Origin of the sequence: Streptomyces sp. NBC_00376 (assembly GCF_036077095.1) — a bacterium.
GTDB lineage: Bacteria > Actinomycetota > Actinomycetes > Streptomycetales > Streptomycetaceae > Streptomyces.
In genome coordinates, this window is the sequence record NZ_CP107960.1 from 4,491,139 (window position 1) to 4,510,945 (window position 19,807).

Annotated in this window: 15 protein-coding genes; 7 read left to right on the forward strand and 8 right to left on the reverse strand. The window is 71.3% G+C overall.

Annotation, left to right across the window (positions count from 1 at the left end; genetic code table 11):
- Positions 1–30 precede the first annotated feature (30 nt).
- Entirely contained in the window at positions 31–930 is a 900-nt protein-coding gene (locus tag OG842_RS20295; RefSeq protein ID WP_266731433.1) for a D-alanyl-D-alanine carboxypeptidase family protein, read from the reverse strand.
- Between the two features lie 216 nt (positions 931–1,146).
- Between OG842_RS20295 and OG842_RS20300 the strand changes: the two genes are divergently transcribed.
- Both OG842_RS20300 and OG842_RS20305 read left to right on the forward strand, forming a co-directional pair.
- Positions 1,147–1,854 (forward strand): GntR family transcriptional regulator, encoded by a 708-nt coding sequence (locus OG842_RS20300; RefSeq protein WP_266731434.1) that lies wholly within the window; start codon positions 1,147–1,149, stop codon positions 1,852–1,854.
- A complete protein-coding gene (locus tag OG842_RS20305; protein ID WP_266731436.1) occupies positions 1,851–3,161 on the forward strand; it encodes an MFS transporter in 1,311 nt (436 codons plus the stop codon). Before OG842_RS20300 ends, OG842_RS20305 begins: the two co-directional genes overlap by 4 nt.
- Before the next feature lie 74 nt (positions 3,162–3,235).
- Here the strand turns inward: OG842_RS20305 and OG842_RS20310 are convergent, their stop codons facing one another.
- The gene (locus tag OG842_RS20310) at positions 3,236–4,060 is read right to left on the reverse strand and encodes a maleylpyruvate isomerase family mycothiol-dependent enzyme (protein WP_266731438.1); all 825 of its coding nucleotides are present in this window, start codon (positions 4,058–4,060) and stop codon (positions 3,236–3,238) included.
- A 192-nt stretch (positions 4,061–4,252) separates the two neighbouring features.
- Here OG842_RS20310 and OG842_RS20315 point away from each other — a divergent pair, with 192 nt between their 5' ends.
- Positions 4,253–5,044, forward strand: coding sequence for a carbon-nitrogen family hydrolase (locus OG842_RS20315; RefSeq protein WP_266731439.1), 792 nt, complete (start codon positions 4,253–4,255; stop codon positions 5,042–5,044).
- 50 nt (positions 5,045–5,094) lie between these two features.
- On the opposite strand, the gene OG842_RS20320 is transcribed toward OG842_RS20315, so the two are convergent.
- Positions 5,095–5,586, reverse strand: coding sequence for an LURP-one-related/scramblase family protein (locus OG842_RS20320; protein WP_266731440.1), 492 nt, complete (start codon positions 5,584–5,586; stop codon positions 5,095–5,097).
- A 63-nt stretch (positions 5,587–5,649) separates the two neighbouring features.
- On the opposite strand from OG842_RS20320, the gene OG842_RS20325 reads away from it, so the two are divergent.
- On the forward strand, positions 5,650–7,476 hold the full coding sequence (locus OG842_RS20325; protein ID WP_266731442.1) for an NHL domain-containing thioredoxin family protein: 1,827 nt from the start codon (positions 5,650–5,652) through the stop codon (positions 7,474–7,476).
- A gap of 41 nt (positions 7,477–7,517) precedes the next feature.
- Here OG842_RS20325 and OG842_RS20330 read toward each other — a convergent pair whose 3' ends face one another.
- The 4 genes from OG842_RS20330 to OG842_RS20345 form a co-directional block, all read right to left on the reverse strand.
- Positions 7,518–10,472 carry an AfsR/SARP family transcriptional regulator gene (locus OG842_RS20330; RefSeq protein ID WP_266731443.1) on the reverse strand — a complete coding sequence of 985 codons (2,955 nt, stop codon included), beginning with the start codon at positions 10,470–10,472 and terminating at the stop codon, positions 7,518–7,520.
- 196 nt (positions 10,473–10,668) lie between these two features.
- Positions 10,669–11,967 (reverse strand): M18 family aminopeptidase, encoded by a 1,299-nt coding sequence (locus OG842_RS20335; RefSeq protein WP_266731444.1) that lies wholly within the window; start codon positions 11,965–11,967, stop codon positions 10,669–10,671.
- A gap of 61 nt (positions 11,968–12,028) precedes the next feature.
- Positions 12,029–12,706, reverse strand: a complete 678-nt coding sequence (locus OG842_RS20340) for a hypothetical protein (protein WP_266731446.1) — start codon at positions 12,704–12,706, stop codon at positions 12,029–12,031.
- A gap of 183 nt (positions 12,707–12,889) precedes the next feature.
- Positions 12,890–14,716, reverse strand: a complete 1,827-nt coding sequence (locus tag OG842_RS20345; protein WP_266731448.1) for an acyl-CoA dehydrogenase — start codon at positions 14,714–14,716, stop codon at positions 12,890–12,892.
- 171 nt (positions 14,717–14,887) lie between these two features.
- Between OG842_RS20345 and OG842_RS20350 the strand changes: the two genes are divergently transcribed.
- From OG842_RS20350 to OG842_RS20360, 3 genes are all read left to right on the forward strand, one after another.
- Entirely contained in the window at positions 14,888–15,328 is a 441-nt protein-coding gene (locus OG842_RS20350; RefSeq protein WP_148836880.1) for an SseB family protein, read from the forward strand.
- Positions 15,329–15,469: 141 nt separating this feature from the next.
- On the forward strand, positions 15,470–16,426 hold the full coding sequence (locus OG842_RS20355) for a pirin family protein (protein ID WP_266731452.1): 957 nt from the start codon (positions 15,470–15,472) through the stop codon (positions 16,424–16,426).
- A gap of 84 nt (positions 16,427–16,510) precedes the next feature.
- Complete coding sequence (locus tag OG842_RS20360) at positions 16,511–17,602, forward strand: AI-2E family transporter (RefSeq protein WP_266731453.1); 1,092 nt, start codon at positions 16,511–16,513, stop codon at positions 17,600–17,602.
- Between the two features lie 47 nt (positions 17,603–17,649).
- Here OG842_RS20360 and OG842_RS20365 read toward each other — a convergent pair whose 3' ends face one another.
- Positions 17,650–19,740: an ATP-binding SpoIIE family protein phosphatase gene (locus tag OG842_RS20365; protein WP_266731454.1), complete on the reverse strand. Its 2,091-nt coding sequence runs from the start codon at positions 19,738–19,740 to the stop codon at positions 17,650–17,652.
- Positions 19,741–19,807: the final 67 nt, after the last annotated feature.

Genomic DNA, 19,807 nt, shown 5'->3' on the forward strand with positions numbered 1-19,807 from the left:
GGCCCCCTCTTTGCGTGCTTGCCTGGCGGGCTACTTCTTGAAGGAGTAGTCCATGATCTTCTTCATGTCCGCCGAGCGGTTGGTCGCGTTGGTGGAGGCGAGCACCGTGCCGACGATCGTCTTGCTGCCGCGGGTCGCGGCGAAGACCAGGCAGTACTTGGCCGTCGGGCCGGAGCCGGTCTTGATGCCGATGGCGCCGCTGTAGCTGCTGAGCATGGTGTTGGTGTTGGACCACGACATGTACCGGTAGCCGCCGGACTTCGTGGTGACCTTCTGCTTGGTCGACTTGGTCTTGACGACGGTGCGGAAGGTGGAGCTCTTCATGGCGCTGCTGGCGAGCTTGGTCAGGTCGCGCGGCGTCGAGTAGTTGGAGCCGTTCCCTATGCCGTCGAACGAGTCGAAGTGGGTGTTCTTCAACCCGAGGGCCTTGGCCTGGGCGTTCATCTTGCCGACGAACGACTTCACGCGGGCCGCGCGGGTGGTGCCGGAGCCGAACTTGTCGGCCAGCGCGTAGGCGGCGTCGCAGCCGGACGGCAGCATCAGGCCGTACAGCAGCTGGCGGACGGTGACCTTGTCGCCCACGATGAGGCGGGCCGAGGAGGCGCCCTTGGAGACGATGTAGTCGCTGTACGCCTTCTGGATCGTGACCTTGGAATCCAGGTTCAGGTTCTTCTGCGACAGCACCACCTTGGCCGTCATGATCTTGGTGGTGGAGCCGGTGGAACGGCGCGTGTCCGCGGCCTTGGCGAACAGGGACTTCGCCGTGCCGTTGTTCATCGTGTAACCGCCCGCGGCGGTGATCTTGGGGTTGGGCAGCGTGGCGGCCTGCGCGGTGGAGGCGAACGCGCTGCCCGCGATGACGGCGCCTGCCGTCAGCGCCACGGTGGCAGTGGCGGTGGCGCGTCTTATGCCCTTAATGCCGATTTTCAACGTGAATGCTCCAAATGCCCCTGGAATGCGGCCACATGAAGGTGCCGCTCGGTGGTGAGACTAATGAGAGCGGGGGATGGATGTACTGATTCCTGGGGCAATTTCGGGGCTACGGGTGATTCCGGCCAGGGGGTGGGGGCGGGGTGGTGCCGGTGAGCGTCCGTCCGTATCGCGGACTCGTTTCCCATGCACACATCTTGTATCTATGCTGTGTGCATGCCTGCCGCACCCCCAGCCGTGAAGCCTGTCGCGAAGTCGTCCGTGAAGTCCGCTGCGAAGTCGGCTGTGAAGCAGCCGCCCGCCGCCGAGCGCGTGTACGCCCACATCAAGGAGGCGGTCCTGGACCGCCGTTACGAGGGCGGCACGCTCCTGACCGAAGGCGATCTCGCAGAGGCCGTCGGGGTCTCCCGTACGCCTGTGCGCGAGGCGCTGCTGCGGCTGGAGGTCGAGGGGCTGATCAAGCTGTATCCGAAGAAGGGCGCCCTCGTGCTCGCCGTCTCCGCGCAGGAGATCGCCGATGTGGTGGAGACCCGGCTGCTGGTCGAGGAGTTCGCGGCCCGCAAGGCCGTGCCCGCCTCCGCGCAGCTGATCGGCCGGCTCGAAGAACTCCTGGAGGAGCAGCGGCAGCTGGCCGAGGCCGGGGACCTGGCGGCGGTGTCCGTGAAGGACCGCTGCTTTCACGCCGAGATCGTGCGCAACGCGGGAAACGAAATCCTCTCGCGCCTCTACGACCAGCTGCGCGACCGGCAGTTGCGGATGGGCGTCGCCGTGATGGAGGCGCACCCGGGGAGGATCGCCGCCAACATCACCGAGCACGGTGAGCTGCTGGAGGCGATCAGGGCCGGGGACGCGGACGGTGCCGCGCAGGTCGTGCGGCGCCATGTCGGCCGGGTCAAGGTGCTGGTCAGGGGTGAGGACCGGTGAGTTCTGCCGCCGCTCCCACCCTGTCCCTGCCCGGCGATCCACCCGGCGGCCGGCGTGCCGCGTGGGTCTGGGGCATCGGTGTCGCCGTCTACTTCGTCGCCATCATCTTCCGTACCAGCCTGGGCGTCGCCGGGCTCGACGCCGCCGACCGGTTCGACGTCAACGCCTCCGCGCTCTCCACGTTCTCCATCCTTCAGCTGCTCATCTACGCGGGCATGCAGATACCCGTCGGCCTGATGGTCGACCGGCTCGGCACCAAGAAGGTCCTCACCCTCGGGGCCGTCCTGTTCACCCTCGGACAGCTCGGCTTCGCGCTCTCCCCCTCGTACGGCATGGCGCTGGCGTCCCGGGCGCTGCTCGGCTGCGGCGACGCGATGACGTTCATCAGCGTGCTGCGGCTCGGCGCCCGCTGGTTCCCGGCCCGGCGCGGTCCGCTGATCGGTCAGGTCGCCGCGCTCTTCGGGATGGCGGGCAACCTCGTCTCGACGCTCTTCATCGCGCGGGCCCTGCACGGATTCGGCTGGACGACCACGTTCGTCGGCAGCTCCGTCGCCGGGGTCGTCGTCCTCGTCCTGCTGCTGCTGTTCCTGAAGGACCACCCCGAGGGCCATGAGCCGCCGCCCGTGGAGCACGCGGGCGCCGCCTATGTGCGCAAGCAGATCGCCGCCTCCTGGAGGGAGCCCGGCACCCGGCTCGGTATGTGGGTGCACTTCACCACGCAGTTCCCGGCCATGGTGTTCCTGCTCCTGTGGGGGCTGCCGTTCCTGGTGGAGGCGCAGGGGCTCAGCCGGTCCACCGCCGGTGAGCTGCTCACCCTGGTGGTGCTCTCCAACATGGCGTTCGGGATGGTCTACGGGCAGATCATCGCCCGCCACCACGCGGCCCGCGCCCCGCTGGCCCTCGGCACGGTCGCGATGACGGCGCTGCTCTGGGCGTCGGCCATCTTCTACCCGGGCGACCACGCCCCGATGTGGCTGCTGATCGTGCTGTGCGTGGTGCTCGGTGCGTGCGGTCCGGCCTCGATGATCGGCTTCGACTTCGCCCGCCCGGCCAACCCGCCGGAGCGCCAGGGCACCGCCTCGGGCATCGTCAACATGGGTGGCTTCATCGCCTCGATGACCACGCTGTTCGCCGTCGGTGTGCTGCTGGACGCCACCGGCGACAACTACCGGATCGCGTTCGCCTCGGTCTTCGTGCTGGAGGCGCTCGGCGTCGTACAGATCCTGCGGCTGTACTCCAGGGCCACGCACCGCGAGCGGGACCACCACGTGGTCAGTCGGGTGGAGGCCGTGCACGTCCCCGTGTGACCGCTGACCGCGCCGGACCGGCGGCGCGCCCGTCCTCACCTGCGACGGGCGCCGCCGGTCATGGCGTCACGCGGTCACGGCGTCACGGCGAAGTTCTGCAGGATCGCCGTCGCCAACTCCTGGTCGCCCTCGACCTTGATCTGCTCGGCGACCGCGGCCGCGCGCACCCGCCCGCAGGCGAGGCGGTAGTACGTCTCCCAGTCCATCGCCAGCGTCACCACGGGCCCGAGCGACGGCGAACCGTCCACCGAACCCCGGCCCTCCGCGTCGACCCTGACGGTGCGCAGGAACTCCAGCGGCCCGTGCACATCGAGCACGACCGCCGAATTCGCCGGCGCTCCCGCGTCCTTCGCGACCACCTTCGGCAGCGCCTCCAGCAGCGTGTCCCGGACGACGCTCGCGCCGGGGGAGTCCAGATTGCCGGGCCGGCCGAGCGTCGCGCGCAGGTCCTGCTCGTGCACCCAGACGTCGAAGACGCGCATCCGCAGCGCCAGTTCGAGGGTCTGCTCGGCGCCGAGCGGCGCGCGGACCATGGTCTCGGGGTCACGTGTCTCGTTGCGCAGCTGACGCGCCCGGCGGATGATCGTGTACTCCAGCTCGGAGGTCATCTCCGGCGCGGTGTGGTGCCGCCGCACATCGACCTGCATCTCCATGTAGCGGGCGAAGTCGCTCTGTACGTGGTAGAGGTCGCGGGGCAGGGAGTGGATCGGGCGCGGGTCGCCGAGCTGCTCGCACTCCATGCCGATGACGTGCGAGACGATGTCACGCACCGACCAGGCGGGGCACGGCGTACGGCGGTTCCACTCTCCCTCGGCGAGCGGCTTCACCAGCTCGGCTATCGACTCGATGGAGTGGGTCCAGGCATCGGCGTAGGTCTGGAGGCTGGGATGGACGGTCACGGGACCCCTCGTGCGGTTCTGCGGTGCATGGGCTGGAGAAGCTGGGCGGCGGGCGCGGGCGGCGGTCTGCGGGCGGCGGTCTGCGTGGGAGGTTCGATCGCTAAGTTACGCTGCGAGCAGGCACCCCGGCAGTGCTTTCGTGTGACGATCGTAGGCCCGTGTTGACGGCTCTAATGCCAGGACGGTGGTAGTGTGCGCGCCTCCCTCATCCAGATCGCAGTAGACCCGGACGAATCCGTCGATTCCCGCAGGCAACGCGCGGCTTCGCTGGTCGCGGGCCGACGCGGGGCGGATCTGGTGGTCCTTCCCGAGCTCTGGCCGGTCGGCGCCTTCGCGTACACCGCCTTCGAGGACGAGGCCGAACCGCTTCAGGGGCCCACCCACGACATCATGGCGAAGGCCGCCGCCGACGCCGGGGTCTGGCTGCACGCGGGCTCCTTCGTCGAGCGCGCCGCCGACGGCACCCTCTACAACACCTCGCTCGTCTTCACGCCCGAGGGCGAGCGGGCCGCCGCGTACCGCAAGATCCACCGCTTCGGCTTCGACAAGGGCGAGGCGGTCATGATGGGCGCCGGCGAGGAACTGGTCACGGTCGCCCTGCCGCAGACCACCCTCGGCCTCGCCACCTGTTACGACCTGCGCTTCCCGGAGATGTTCCGCGGCCTGGTCGACGCGGGTGCCCAGACGCTGATCGTCGCGGCGGGCTGGCCCGAGCGGCGCCGCGCCCACTGGACGCTGCTGGCCCAGGCCCGCGCGGTCGAGAACCAGTCGTACGTCCTGGCCGTCGCCACCGCGGGCACCCATGCCGGCGTCGAGCAGGCCGGGCACAGCATCGTCGTCGACCCGTGGGGCGAGGTGCTCGCGGAGGCGGGTGCGGCCGAGGAGGTGCTCGACGTGGAGTTCGACCCGGCGAGGGTGGCGGAGACCCGAGAGCAGTTCCCGGCCCTCAAGGACCGTCGTCTGGGGCTGAACGCGCCCTCCTAGGGCGCGGCGAGCGCTGTTTCACGTGAAACAGCGCTCGGCCTCGTGGGTCCTCAGCCCTCGTGCTCCTTCTCCGCGAGCACGATGACGCAGACCGATACGGCGATGAGCAGCGCCGCGTCGGCGTCCTCCCGTACGACGTCGATACCGTAGGTGTCCCGGACGGTCAGCCAACGCCGGGAGATCTGGGCCAGCAGCTCCCCGTCGTAGTCGATGGCGAACTCGCGGTCCAGGATCTTGCCGCTGACGTCGAGTTCGGTGCCGTCGACCAGTGTGACCCGGTAGTGGTTGCGCAGCAGCGACAGCCGCTTGCGCTTGATCCTGGCGAGCTGCTCGCCGTCCCGCTCGATGAGCATCGTGTCGCGCAGGCTGAGCAGCTTCTGCCGGATCTCGACCAGGATCCGGCCCTGCGCGTCCTTCAGCTCGAAGGTGTCCCGCACCCGCATGGCCTTGCCGTCGACGAGGAACACCTTGCGGCCGTCCGCGTCCTCGATCCAGTAGTCGTCACCGACGGCGAAGAGCCGTTCACGCACCAGGAATCTCATGGCTCACAGGTTCCCCGAGTACCTGAGGAATGTGTGGACGCCACGGTGATGTTGACTGTTCACATGGCAACACGTGCGCGCGTCAGGGCCCCCGAGCTGGTCGGCAAGGGTGGCTGGCTCAATACAGGCGACCAGCAGTACACCCTCGCTGACCTGCGAGGACGCATTGTGATCCTGGATTTCTGGACCTTCTGCTGTGTGAACTGTCTGCATGTCCTCGATGAGCTGCGCGAGCTGGAGGAGAAGCACCGCGACACCCTGGTCATCATCGGGGTGCACTCGCCGAAGTTCGTCCACGAGGCCGAGCACCAGGCGGTCGTCGACGCCGTCGAGCGGTACGAGGTCCACCACCCGGTCCTCGACGATCCGGAACTGGCGACCTGGAAGCAGTACGCCGTACGGGCCTGGCCCACGCTGGTCGTCATCGACCCCGAGGGCTATGTCGTCGCCCAGCACGCCGGTGAGGGCCATGCGCACGCCATCGCGAAGCTGGTCGAGGAGTTGGAGGCCGAGCACGGGGCGAAGGGCACGCTGCGCCGCGGCGACGGCCCCTACGTCGCGCCCGAACCGGTCGCCACGCATCTGCGCTTCCCCGGCAAGGCGCTGCTCCTGCCCGACGGCGGCTTCCTCGTCTCCGACACCACCCGCCACCGCCTGGTCGAGATCGAACGTGACAGTGAAACGGTTCGCCGTCACGTCGGTACAGGGGGCAGGGGGTTCCTCGACGGAGGGCCGGACGAGGCCCGGTTCTCCGAGCCGCAGGGGCTCGCCGTGCTGCCGGACGGCCGGATCGCCGTCGCCGACACGGTCAACCACGCCATCCGCGCCCTCGACCTCGCCACCGGGGAGACGACGACGCTCGCCGGGACCGGCCGCCAGTGGTGGCAGGGCTCGCCGACCTCGGGACCGGCCCGGGAGGTCGACCTCTCCTCCCCCTGGGACGTCGCCTGGTTCGCGGACCGGCTGTGGATCGCCATGGCGGGCGTGCACCAGCTGTGGACGTACGACTCCGCGACGCGGACCGTCCAGGTCGCGGCGGGCACCACCAACGAGGGCCTGGTCGACGGACCGGCCGGCGAGGCCTGGTTCGCCCAGCCGTCCGGGCTGGCCGCCTCCGCCGACGGCGAGCGGCTCTGGGTCGCCGACTCGGAGACGTCCGCCCTGCGGTACGTCGAGCGCGACGGGGACGGCTTCGCCGTCCGTACGGCCGTCGGCACCGGGCTCTTCGACTTCGGGCACCGCGACGGCGCCGCCGGACAGGCCCTGCTCCAGCACCCGCTGGGGGTGACCGCGCTGCCCGACGGGTCCGTCGCCGTCTGCGACACGTACAACCACGCGCTGCGGCGCTACGACCCCGCGAGCGGCGAGGTCACCACCCTGGCCACGGATCTGCGCGAGCCCAGCGACGCCGTGCTGGTCGACGGCGATCTCGTGGTCGTCGAGTCCGCCCGGCACCGGCTGACCCGGCTTCGGCTGCCCGAGGAGGCCGTGCGCGTCGCCGACCAGGCGCACCGCACGCAGCGGGCGGCCACCGACATCGCCCCGGGCACGCTCCGGCTCGATGTGGTCTTCCAGGCGCCTGCCGGGCAGAAGCTGGACACCCGGTACGGTCCCTCGACCCGGCTGCTGGTCTCGGCGACCCCGCCCGAGCTGCTGGCACAGGGCGCGGGGCCGGGCACGGATCTGTTCCGCGACCTGGTCCTGGCCGACGACGTCACCGAGGGCGTCCTGCACGTGTCGGCGATGGCGGCGTCCTGCGACGACGACCCCGCGAACGAGTACCCGGCCTGCCACGTCCACCAGCAGGACTGGGGCGTCCCCGTCCGGGTGAGCGCCACGGGAACGGCCCGGCTGCCGCTGGTGCTGGCGGGAATGGACGAGCAGGGCTGAGAGGCTGTCGGGCCCGGCGGTGAAACCGGGCCCGGAGCGGCTCACCCGTCGTCGGTGAGCCGTCGTACCGCCTGCTCGTACCGCTTGAGGTACTCCGGCTCCGCCGTCACCCGCAGCAGTGCCTGGAGGGCCCGCACCGCGCCCTCGTCGTAGCCGGCGTGTTCCGCCTCGCCGGCCGCCAGGTCCAGCAGCCGGATCCCTTCGCTCTCCTCGCCGAGCGCCAGCCGGGCCTCGCCGCTGGTGGTCAGCAGCAGCACCCTGCGGGCGACCTCCTCGTGCTCGGGCCCCAGGTCGAGCGCGGTCCGGACGGATTCGAGGGCCTCGTGCGGCCGGTTCGCGGTGAGCTGCATCCGCGCGAGGTGCTGGAGCGCCAGCATCTCGGTGTGCGCGTCCCCTTCCTCACGGGCCAGCTCGACGGCCCGTCCGCAGCCCTCCAGCGCCGTGTCGAGCTCCCCCTGCTCGGCCTGGACGACGGCGAGATTGATCAGCGCGGTCGCCTCGCCGAGCCGGTCGCCGGCCTGCCGGGCCAGTATCGGCGAGCGCTCCAGCAGGGCGACGGCCTCGGTGCTCCGGCCCTCCTCGGTCAGCACCCAGCCCAGCAGGTTGAGCACCCGCGACTCGGCGTACGCGTCGTCGTGGGCGCGGGCGGAGTCCAGCGCCAGTTCCAGCAGCGGGGACCAGCTGTCCCGCACCCGCCACACCATCTGGGGCCACTGGAGCAGGATGATCCGCCACGCCCGGTCGTGGAACCCGGCGGTCCTGGCCGCGACGGCGGCCAGCGCCAGATCGTCGCGCTCGGCCGCCAGCCAGTGCATCGCCGCCGCCCGGTCGACGAAGTCCCGTACGGCGGCCGGGCGGTGGTAGTCCTCCGGCAGGACGAAGCAGGGCTCGCCGCCGGGCTCGGCCGTGTCGGCGGCGGCCAGCGCGGTGGCGATGTAGTGGTCGAGGACCCCGATGAACGCCTCGGCCCCGCCCTCGGGGTCCATGCCGCGGGCGTAGAGGCGTATCAGGTCGTGCAGCACCCAGCGTCCGGGCGCCGTCTCGGTGACGAGATGGGCGGCGGCGAGCCGTTCCAGCGCCGCCGTGGCGACGACCGGGTCGGTGCCGGCCAGCGCGGCCGCCGTGTACGGGTCGAAGTGGCTGCCGGGGTGGTGGCCGAGCCGGGCGAGCTGGTGCACGGCGTCCTGCGGCAGCTGCTGCACGGTCAGCCGCAGCGCGGCCGAGACACCGGTGTCGTCCACGTCGAGGAACGTCAGCCGGCTGCGCTCGTCGGCCAGTTCGTCGGCGAGACCGGCCAGCGTCCACGACGGACGCCCGGCCAGCCGGGCCGCGGTCACCCGCAGCGCGAGCGGCAGCCCGCCGCAGAGTTCGGCGAGCCGACGGGCCGCGACCGGCTCCGCGAGCACCCGGTCCTCACCGAGCACACCGGCCAGCAGGGCCGTGCCGTCCGGCGGTTCGAGCACGTCGAGCGGTACGGGGCGGGCCGCGTCCGAGGCGATGAGGCCCTCCAGCCGGTGGCGGCTGGTGACCAGCGTGACGCAGTCGGTGCCGCCCGGCAGCAGCGGCCGGACGGTGGCGGAGTGACGGGCGTTGTCGAGTACGACGAGCAGCCGGCGCCGGTCGGTCAGCGAACGGAAGAGCGCGGCGGCGGCCGCGACGGACTCCGGGACGCGGCGCGGTGCCACGCCGAGCGCCAGCAGGAACTCGCGCAGCACTTCGATGAGCGCGGGCTCACCGGTGTCGCTGAACCCGCGCAGATCGGCGAAGAGCCGCCCGTCCGGGAAGGCGGCCGGGTTGCGGTGCGCCCAGTGGAGGGCCAGCGCGGTCTTGCCCACCCCGGCCGGTCCGGTGACCAGGCAGACGGGCGCCTCGCCCGCCGCGGCCCGGGTCAGCGCGGCAAGTTCGGCGGTCCGCCCCTGGAAGCCGCGGGGTGCGCGGGGCAGCAGATCGGTGGGGTGCGGCCCGCTCGCGAGGGACGGCACGGGGAGCGGCCGGGGCGGCACGGGGCTGGGGGCGCTGCCCGTACCGCCGCCCGTTCCGCCGGGCGACTCGTCCGACCGGGCGGCCGGTTCGGCCGCGGCCCCGCCGTCCGGTCCGGTCCGCCGGTCCGCCGCCGGACGGGCCGCGGGCATGGGACCGGCACCGCTGCCGGGGCCGCCGCCGTCACCGCTGCCGCCCGCCCGGACCGGACCGCGTGCCGCCGTCCCCTGCCGGTCGGGCGCGTTCCGTCCGCCTTCGCGGCCGGCGTCCGGCCCGGGGTCGCCGCGCAGGATCAGCGCGTACGCGTCGGCGAGTTCGTGTCCCGGATCGATCCCCAGCTCGTCGGCGAGCAGCCGCCGCGTGCGGTGGAACCAGTCCAGCGCCTCCGACTGACGCCCCGCCCGGTACAGCGCCGCCATCAGGGCCGCCGCCAGCGACTCCCGCATCGGGTGCGCGACGGCCTCCGCCCGGAGCACCGCCGCTGCCCGGTTGTGCTCCCCCAGCGCCGCGTAGGCGTGCGCCAGCTGCTCGACCGTCGCCAGCCGGGACTCCTCCAGCGAGTGCGCGGCGGCCTGGAGCGGCCGCCCGGCGAACGCGCCGCTGAGCGCCGGGCCCTGCCACAGGGACAGCGCCTCCTTGAGCATCAGCACCATGTCGGCGGGGCTGCGCTGACCCCGCGCCAGCGTCAGCAGTTCCTCGAACCGCTGCGAGTCCAGCAGGGTCTCCGGCAGCCGCAGCACATAGGCGTCGCCGAGAGTGACCAGCTCCACCCCGTACGCCTCCGCGTCCGCACCCACCAGGAGGGCGCGCAGCCGGGACACATGTCCCTGGATGACGCTGCGGGCGTGCAGCGGAGGTGTGTCGTCCCACAGGGAGTCCGTCAGCCGCGCGATGGAGACGGGGGTGTTGGCGGACAGCAGCAGCGCGGCGAGCAGGCTGCGGCGCTTGGCGGGACCGAGCGGCAGCGGCCCGGTGAACGTGTCGACGGAGACGGTGCCGAGCAGCCGGAACTCCACTGGGGGCTTCCCTTCCGGGCAGGATGCGCCCGGGGTCGGGCACGGAAAAGTCCCAGGGTATCGGGGGTGCCCAGGAGCCGACGACGGGTCGTGCCCGATCGGCGGGGTGCGCCCACGACGGGCGCTGCGCGACGGCGGGCCGACGGGCCGGAGCGTCCTGCGCACGGGCCCGTCGACGGCCTCGCGGTGGCCGGGCTCAGCCCGCCAGGAACGACGTCAGAGCGTTGGCCAGCAGGTACGGGTCGTCCGCCCCGCACAGCTCACGGGCGCTGTGCATCGAAAGGATCGCGACGCCGATGTCCACGGTCTGGATGCCGTGCCGGGCGGCGGTGATCGGGCCGATCGTGGTGCCGCACGGCATCGAGTTGTTGGAGACGAACGTCTGCCACGGCACGTCCGCCTTCCGGCACGCCTCCGCGAACACGGCCCGGCCGCTGCCGTCGGTCGCGTACCGCATGTTGACGTTGACCTTGAGGATCGGTCCGCCGTTGACCACCGGGTGGTGGGTCGGGTCGTGGCGCTCGGCGTAGTTGGGGTGGATCGCGTGACCGGTGTCGGAGGAGAGGCAGACGGTCCCGGCGAAGGCACGGGCGCGGTCCTCGTACGTACCGCCGCGCGCGAAGACCGAACGCTCCAGGACCGTGCCGAGCAGCGGTCCGTCGGCGCCGGTGTCGGACTGCGAGCCGTTCTCCTCGTGGTCGAAGGCGGCCATGACCGGGATGTACGCAAGCTCCTCGTCCGGCTGCCCGGCGACGGCACCGAGCGCGGCGGTCGCCGCGTGCACGGAGAGCAGGTTGTCCATCCTGGGCCCGGCCAGCAGCTCGCGGTCCCGGCCCAGGTAGGCGGGCGGCTCGACGGCGTGCGGCATCAGGTCCCAGCCGGTCACGTCCTCGGCGTCGACGCCCGCCTCCTCGGCGACGAACCGGATCAGGTCGCCCTCCTCGACGTCCCCGAGTCCCCAGATCGGCTGCATGTGCTTCTGCCGGTCGAGCTTGAGACCGTCGGGGTTGGCCGAACGGTCCAGGTGCACGGCCAGCTGCGGTACGCGCAGCAGCGGCCGGTCGATGTTCACCAGCCGGTGCGTGCCGTCGCGCAGCGAGATCCGGCCCGCGAGGCCGAGGTCCCGGTCGAGCCAGGTGTTCAGGAGCGTTCCGCCGTAGACCTCCACGGCGACCTGCCGCCAGCCGTACGCCCCGGTGTCGGGCCGCGGCTTGACCCGCAGGTTCGGTGAGTCGGTGTGCGCCCCGACGATCCGGAACGGGGTGTGCGCCGAGGCGCCCTCCGGCACGTACCAGGCCACGATCGCGCCGCCGCGCAGGACGTACTTCCCCCCGCTGGTCCCGTCCCAGGCCGCGGTCTCCTCGACCTGCCGGAACCCGGCCTTCTCCAGCCGGCCGGCCGCGGTGGCCACGGCGTGGTACTGGGAGGGGGAGGCCATCAGGAAGGCCATCAGGTCGTCGGTGTGCCCGCGGTCGAAGCGGAGGGAGGAACTCATGTTCCTCACTGTAACGAGAGCGGGCCGGACGGCCTCACCCCCGTCGCGCGGGGGAATCCGCTCAGCTGCCCAGGATCGCGGCCGAGGGCTTCTCGCCGTTCTGGGCCTGCTGCGCCCGCTCGGCGAACATGGCCGCGAACGCCTCGACCTCCTTGTCGGGAACCGCCGCCTTGCCCGTGGTGCCGGTGCTGATGCCGAGGACGGTCGTGCCCACCCGGATCTGCGTGATCGTGCCCGGTCCGGCCATGGTGCCGACCGCGGCCCGGTTGGCCACGTGCTCGGCGCCCGGATCGCCGATCTCCACCTTCTCGGCGTTCTGGCCGACCCGGTCCCCGCCGTACCACTCGGCCAGGACGTCGTACGCGGCGTCCGCGGTCTTCTCGTCCTTGTAGGCGAGGACCCAGAAATTGAGCGTGGTCTTGTCCGACTTGCGGGAGAAGGCCGAGGCGCCCCAGAACGTGACCGGGTCGCAGGCGGTCTTCCGCTGCTCCTTCGTCCTGGCCACGCAGGTCGACGGCGGGTACTCGGGGACCGGCTCCTGGGCGTCCGGCTTCATGTACATCCGCCAGCCCGGCACGGCCTTCGCGTTCGGCAGCACCGAGGTGGCCTGCTTCTTGCCGAGCGCGGCCGCCTCGGCGTCACCGCCCCCGCCCCCGCACCCCGCGAGCAGCAGTGCCGCCGCCCCGACCGCCAGGAGCCCCCGACCCCGTCGCGTACCCACGAAACCCTTGCCGCCCATGATGAACCCGCCCCCTCCGGCTACCTGACGTCCGATCTTAGAGAGGGCCGGTGCGGTGGGGTCGGGCCAGGTCCACAGACGGTCGATGGCGGTCAGGTCGCTGCCGTAGCCGATACGACAGCACCGCCACCCGAAAGCGTGTCCGGGTGACGGTGCGTGTTGGCGATCCTGAAACAGGAGGGGCTAGAACGCGGCCTCGTCCAGCTCCATCAGCGAGTTGTCGACGGACTCGGCGAGCGCGCGCTCGGCCGAGACGCCCGGCAGGACGTTCGCGGCGAAGAACTTCGCGGCGGCGATCTTGCCCTGGTAGAAGGCGACGTCCTTCGCGTTGGCGGTCGGCAGCTTCTCCGCCGCGACGGCCGCGCCCTTGAGGAGCAGGTAGCCGACGACGACGTCGCCGGAGGCCATCAGCAGGCGGGTGGTGTTGAGGCCCACCTTGTAGATGTTCTTGACGTCCTCGCCGGTCGCGGTGAGGTCGGTGATCATCGTGCCGACGATCGCCTCCAGGTCCACGGCCGCCTTGGCGAGCGAGTCCAGCGCACCGGACAGCTCCTCGTTGCCCTGGGCACCGGCGAGGAACTTCTTGATCTCCTCGGAGAGGGCGTTCAGCGAGGCACCCTGGTCGCGGACGATCTTCCGGAAGAAGAAGTCCTGGCCCTGGATCGCCGTGGTGCCCTCGTACAGCGTGTCGATCTTGGCGTCACGGATGTACTGCTCGATCGGGTACTCCTGGAGGTACCCGGAGCCGCCGAAGGTCTGGAGCGACTGCGCCAGCTGCTCGTAGGACTTCTCGGAGCCGTAGCCCTTCACGATCGGGAGCAGCAGGTCGTTGAGGCCGTGCAGCGCCTTGGCCTCCTCGCCCGCGGCCTCCTTCTCCTGGATCGAGTCCTGGACGGCGGCGGTGTACAGCACCAGGGAGCGCATGCCCTCCGCGTATGCCTTCTGGGTCATGAGGGAGCGGCGCACGTCGGGGTGGTGCGTGATGGTGACCTTGGGGGCGGTCTTGTCCATGAACTGCGACAGGTCCGTGCCCTGGACGCGCTCCTTGGCGTACTCCAGCGCGTTCAGGTAGCCGGTCGACAGGGTGGCGATGGCCTTCGTGCCGACCATCATGCGGGCGAACTCGATGATGCGGAACATCTGCCGGATGCCGTCGTGCCTGTCGCCGATCAGCCAGCCCTTGGCGGGGTGCTGGTCGCCGAAGGTCATCTCGCAGGTGTTGGACGCCTTGAGACCCATCTTGTGCTCGACGTTGGTCGCGTACACGCCGTTGCGCTCGCCCAGCTCGCCGGTGGTCCAGTCGAAGTGGAACTTCGGGACCATGAAGAGCGAGAGGCCCTTCGTGCCGGGGCCGGCGCCCTCGGGGCGGGCCAGCACGTAGTGGATGATGTTCTCGGACATGTCGTGCTCGCCCGAGGTGATGAAGCGCTTCACGCCCTCGATGTGCCAGGAGCCGTCCTCCTGCTCGACGGCCTTCGTGCGGCCCGCGCCGACGTCGGAGCCCGCGTCCGGCTCGGTCAGCACCATCGTCGAGCCCCACTGCTTCTCGACGGCGATCTCGGCGATCTTCTTCTGCGCCTCGTTGCCCTCGTCGAAGAGGATGCCGGCGAACGCCGGGCCGGAGGAGTACATCCACACGGCCGGGTTCGCGCCGAGCAGCAGCTCCGCGTAGCCCCAGATCAGGGAGCGCGGCGAGGTGGTGCCGCCGATCTCCTCGGGCAGGCCCAGGCGCCAGTACTCGGAGTCCATGAACGCCTGGTACGACTTCTTGAAGGTCGCCGGGACCGGTGCGGTGTTGGTCTCCGGGTCGAAGACCGGCGGGTTGCGGTCGGCGTCGGCGAAGGAGTCGGCCAGCTCGTTCTCCGCGAGGCGGTTGACCTCGTCGAGGATGCTCTTCGCCGTCTCGACGTCCATCTCGGCGAACGGGCCGGTGCCGTACGTCTTGTCGCGCCCGAGCACCTCGAAGAGGTTGAACTCGATGTCGCGGAGATTCGACTTGTAGTGCCCCATGGAAGGCTCCGTAATCAATAGCAGTGGCGCGCAATGCCCCGGGACGGGGTGTCGGCCGGGCGGGCGACGAGGTGGCGGTGCGTATATCAGCTGACCTCTACGATGATGCTACCCGTCAGTAATAAGACGCAACCCCTCAAGGCCCCGATGTGTCCGATTACTCTTTGCGGCATGTACGGCTACGACCAGAACCCGGGTGCACAGCAGCAGATGGGCGGCGGCTACGGCGAGCAGCCGCTGTATCCCGAGCCCTCGCCGCCGTCCCTGGGTGACGCGGTACGGGCCTTCACCACCGGCTCGCTGTCCGCCGAGGACTTCCAGCAGATCTTCGCGACGTCGAAGGTCTACTGCCCGCGCGGCGACAACCCCGGCTTCCTGGCGCTGCACAACACCCAGCAGCCGGTGATCCCGATGTTCACCACGCTCAAGGAGTTGCGGCGCTACGCGGGCAAGGAGTCCAAGTACTTCGTGATCACCGGCGCCGAGGTGATCGACCTGCTGCCGACCGGCTACGGCTTCGTCCTCGACATGGAGGGTGAGCACCGCATGGTCTTCGACGCGAAGGCCGTGGAGCAGATGGTCGACTTCGCGATGCGCCGCATGTACGGCTGAGACCGCATCCTTCGCAAGGGGCCCGCACCGCTCGGTGCGGGCCTTTTGCGTTGCTCCGGACGGCTGGGGAATGAAGTGCGCCTTGCGAGATGTTCACCATTCAACTAAATTGAAGGCACGACGATCCCGGAGGTGGCTCCCATGCCCGCAGTGACTGTTGAAAACCCGCTGGCCCTGCCCAAGGTCGCCGCTTCCGGCGATGCGACGCCCCGTCCCGTGCTCGCCGTCACCACGGCGCCGAGCGGATTCGAGGGCGAGGGCTTCCCGGTTCGCCGCGCGTTCGCCGGGATCAACTACAAGCACCTCGACCCGTTCATCATGATGGACCAGATGGGCGAGGTGGAGTACGCGGCCGGCGAGCCGAAGGGCACCCCCTGGCACCCGCACCGCGGCTTCGAGACCGTCACGTACCTGATCGACGGAACCTTCGTCCACCAGGACTCCAACGGTGGCGGCGGCACCATCCAGAACGGCGACACCCAGTGGATGACCGCCGGCTCCGGGCTGCTGCACATCGAGGCCCCGCCGGAGTCCCTGGTGATGTCGGGCGGCCTCTTCCACGGCCTCCAGCTCTGGGTGAACCTGCCCAAGGCCGACAAGATGATGAACCCCCGCTACCAGGACATCCGCGGCGGCCAGGTCCAGCTCCTCGCCTCCCCGGACGGCGGCGCGCTGCTCCGCGTCATCGCCGGTGAGCTCGACGGGCACGAGGGCCCCGGCATCACGCACACCCCGATCACGATGATCCACGCCACCGTGCGCCCCGGCGCCGAGGTGACCCTGCCGTGGCGCGAGGACTTCAACGGACTCGCCTACGTGCTGGCCGGCCGCGGCACCGTCGGTGCGGAGCGCCGCCCCGTCCACATGGGGCAGACCGCGGTCTTCGGCACCGGTTCCTCGCTGACCGTCCGCGCGGACGAGAAGCAGGACGGCAACGCCCCGGACCTGGAGGTCGTGCTGCTCGGCGGCCGTCCGATCCGTGAGCCGATGGCGCACTACGGGCCGTTCGTGATGAACAGCCAGGCCGAACTGAAGCAGGCCTTCGAGGACTTCCAGGCCGGCCGCCTCGGTACCGTGCCCGCGGTCCACGGAATGTGACACTTCCAGCCGGAGTGTGACAGTCCGTCATTCATAAGGCCCCACAAGCGGGACATCACACCCCGGCCGTGATTGGGTGGGAGGGTGCAGAACCATAAGCCCCTCCTGCCCGATGCCGCGCGGCGCACAGCGGCGTGGTGCGGCGTGGTCCTCCTCGTCACCGGGGTCGCCGCAGTCGCCATCTGGCTGTGCATCGTCTTCAAGACCGCGGTCACTCCCGTGCTGCTCGCGCTGCTCGGTACGGCGCTGCTCGGGCCGGTGCACCGCTGGCTGACGGACCGCGGGCTGAAGCGCTCGCTCGCCGCGGGGCTCACCTGTGTGCTGCTCGTCGCGGTGGTCGGCGGCGCCGGGTACATCGTCGTCACCGCGCTCGTCGACACCGGTGACCAGATCGTCCGGTCGCTGAAGGACACCGCGCAGTGGGTCGTCGACCACTTCGGGATCGGCAGGAACACCAGCGTGGACGACCTGGTGGCCAACGCCCGGAAGCTCGTCGAGAAGTTCGGCGCGAGCGCCGCGGGCGGGCTGCTCTCCGGGCTCAGCCTGGTCGGCTCGCTCATCGCCACCAGCGTCCTGGCCCTGCTGCTTACCTTCTTCTTCCTCCGCGACTCCGACCGGGCCGCGCAGCTCGCCCACTCGATCGCGCCGCGCGGCACCGGGGAGCTGGTAGAGGCGATGGGGCGGCGGGCCTTCGAGGCCGTGGAGGGCTTCATGCGCGGCACCACGTTCATCGCGCTGATCGACGCCTTCTGCATCACCATCGGCCTGCTGATCCTGCGCGTTCCCGGCGCGGTGGGGCTCGGGGCTCTGGTCTTCGTCGGGGCCTACATCCCCTACCTCGGGGCGTTCCTCTCGGGCGCCGTCGCGGTCCTGGTCGCGCTCGCCGACCGGGGGTTCGTGATCGCGCTCTGGGCGCTGGGCGTCGTGCTCGCAGTGCAGGTGCTGGAGGGGCACGTCCTGCAGCCGGTGATCCAGAGCCGTACGGTGCAGATGCACCCCGCCATGATCATGATCGCGCTCACCGCGGGCGCCAGCGTGGCGGGTCTGCTGGGCATGCTGCTCGCGGTGCCGGTCTGCGCGGCGGCCTTCGGCGTCCTCGGCGAACTGCGCCGGGACCGCACGGGCCCGCCGTCCGGCCAGGGTCCGCAGCCCGGCCCGGCCCCGGAAGGCGCCTGACCCGGACCGGCCGGCGAACGGGGGCGCCCCGGTTCGCCGACCCCGGCTCAGTTCGCCGGCCCCGACTCGTACAGCTCGAACCAGATCGACTTCCCCGCCCCCTGCGGGTCCACCCCCCACGCGTCGGCGAGCATCTCCATCAGCACCAGCCCGCGGCCGCTGGAGGCCATCTCCCCGGGGCGCCGCTTGTGCGGCAGCTCGTCGCTGCCGTCGGACACCTCCACCCGCAGCCGCCGCTCGCCGTGCTCCCCCGTCGCCTGCGCGAGCATCAGCGCGTCCCCGTCCGTGTGGACGAGGACGTTGGTGGCCATCTCGGAGATCATCAGGACCGCCGCGTCGACCTGCTCCGGATCCGCCCAGTCGTGCAGCAGGTCCCGCATCTGCTGCCGGGCCGCCGCGACCCGCTCCGGCTCGGCCTGCGCGATGGTCAGCGCAGTGCGCCGGGGCACCGGCTGCCGCCGCGCCCCTCCGTCGTACCGGAGCAGCAGCAGCGCGATGTCGTCCTCCCGGCGGTCCGCCAGCGGGCCCGTCGTGTAGTGCGAAGTAGGCCCGTGCACGGCCTGCACGAGGGCGTCGGCGAGCTTCTCCAGGTCGGCGGTCTGCTGCTCCAGGACCGGCCGAAGCCGTTCCCAGCCGGAGAACATGTCGTGGCCGCCGGTCTCGATCAGCCCGTCCGTGCAGAACATGACCGTTTCTCCGGGCCCCAGGGTGAGCCGGCTCGTCGGATAGTCGGCGTCCGTGTCGATGCCGAGCGGCATTCCGCCCTCGGTCTGGTGGATCATCGCCGTCCCGTCGGCGGTGATCACCACCGGGTCGGGGTGGCCGGCCCGCGCGATGTCGAGCGTGCCGGTCTTCGGATCGGTCTCCGCGTACAGGCAGGTGGCGAAGCGCGGCCCGGTCTCCTCCCCGTCCTCGTAGGCGTCCGTGAGCCCGGCGAGGAAGCGCGACGCCCGCGAGAGCACCGCGTCCGGACGGTGCCCCTCGGAGGCATACGCGCGCAGGGCGATCCGCAGCTGCCCCATCAGCCCGGCGGCCCGCACGTCGTGGCCCTGGACATCGCCGATGACCAGGGCGATGCGGCCGTTGGGCAGCGAGATCATGTCGTACCAGTCGCCGCCGACCTGGAGGCCGCCGCCGGTCGGGATGTAGCGGGCGGAGACCGTCATCCCCGGGATGTCGGGGCCGAGAGTCGGCATCATCGAGCGCTGGAGCCCCAGCGACAGTTCCCGCTCGGTCTCGGCGACCCCGGCCCGGGCCAGCGCCTGCGCCAGCATCCGGGCCACGGTCGTCAGCACGGACCGCTCGTCCGGCGAGAAGGACACCGGGTGCTTGAACCCCGCCATCCAGGCACCCATGGTGTGCCCCGCGACGATCAGCGGCAGGAAGGCCCAGGACCGGCGCCCGAAACGGCGGGCGAGCGGCCAGGTGACCGGGTAGCGGCGGCTGTAGTCCTCGGGCGACGGCAGATAGATGGCCCGCCCCGTCCGTACCACCTCGGCGGCCGGGTAGTCGGTGTCCAGCGGCATGTCGGTGAACGGGTCCTCGTCGCCCACGCTGTGCCCGTGGTGCCCGATGATCGTCAGCCGGTCGCCCGCGACGCCGAAGACCGCCAGGCCGTCCGGCGAGAAGCCCGGCATGGAGAGCGAGGCGGCGACCCGAAGCACCTCCGCGGTCGACCTGGCCTCGGCCAGCGCCCGGCCCGCGTCCAGCAGGAAGGCCTCGCGGGAGCGGCGCCAGTCCCCGGTGATGGGGGTGTGCGCCCCGGTGGTGCCGGGCTGCGGCTCGGCGACCTCCTGGAGGGTGCCGACCAGTACGTAGTCGGTGCCGTCGGGCGTCCCTGGCGGGATCGGCTTGGAGCGGCTGCGGACGATGCGCAGCACCCGGCCGCTCTCGTCCACGATCCGCAGCCGGGCCTCGGCGAGGGTGCCCTCGGCGCGGGCGAGGCTCACCACTCCGTAGATCTCGTTCCAGTCGACGGGGTGGAACCGGGAGCGCACCGCGGACTCGCGGAAGACACCGGCCGCGGCCGGCAGCTCCAGGAGCCGGGCCGCCTCCGCATCGAGCGTGACGGTCCCGGCTGCGTTGTCCCAGCGCCACAGACCGGTCGCGGTCGCGGCCAGGACGTCCTCGGTGCGCATTGCCCTACTTTAAGAAGATCTGCCCGGTGGACGCCACCGAGGGGTGGCCTCCACAGGGCCTCGGCGA

Bases quoted from the DNA above. Each gene is read 5' to 3' on its own strand.
- OG842_RS20300 (WP_266731434.1), top strand. From the start codon at position 1,147: ATGCCTGCCGCACCCCCAGCCGTGAAGCCTGTCGCGAAGTCGTCCGTG.
- OG842_RS20320 (WP_266731440.1), bottom strand. From the start codon at position 5,586: ATGAGATTCCTGGTGCGTGAACGGCTCTTCGCCGTCGGTGACGACTAC.
- OG842_RS20325 (WP_266731442.1), top strand. From the start codon at position 5,650: ATGGCAACACGTGCGCGCGTCAGGGCCCCCGAGCTGGTCGGCAAGGGT.
- OG842_RS20335 (WP_266731444.1), bottom strand. From the start codon at position 11,967: ATGAGTTCCTCCCTCCGCTTCGACCGCGGGCACACCGACGACCTGATG.
- OG842_RS20340 (WP_266731446.1), bottom strand. From the start codon at position 12,706: ATGGGCGGCAAGGGTTTCGTGGGTACGCGACGGGGTCGGGGGCTCCTG.
- OG842_RS20345 (WP_266731448.1), bottom strand. From the start codon at position 14,716: ATGGGGCACTACAAGTCGAATCTCCGCGACATCGAGTTCAACCTCTTC.
- OG842_RS20350 (WP_148836880.1), top strand. From the start codon at position 14,888: ATGTACGGCTACGACCAGAACCCGGGTGCACAGCAGCAGATGGGCGGC.
- OG842_RS20355 (WP_266731452.1), top strand. From the start codon at position 15,470: ATGCCCGCAGTGACTGTTGAAAACCCGCTGGCCCTGCCCAAGGTCGCC.
- OG842_RS20365 (WP_266731454.1), bottom strand. From the start codon at position 19,740: ATGCGCACCGAGGACGTCCTGGCCGCGACCGCGACCGGTCTGTGGCGC.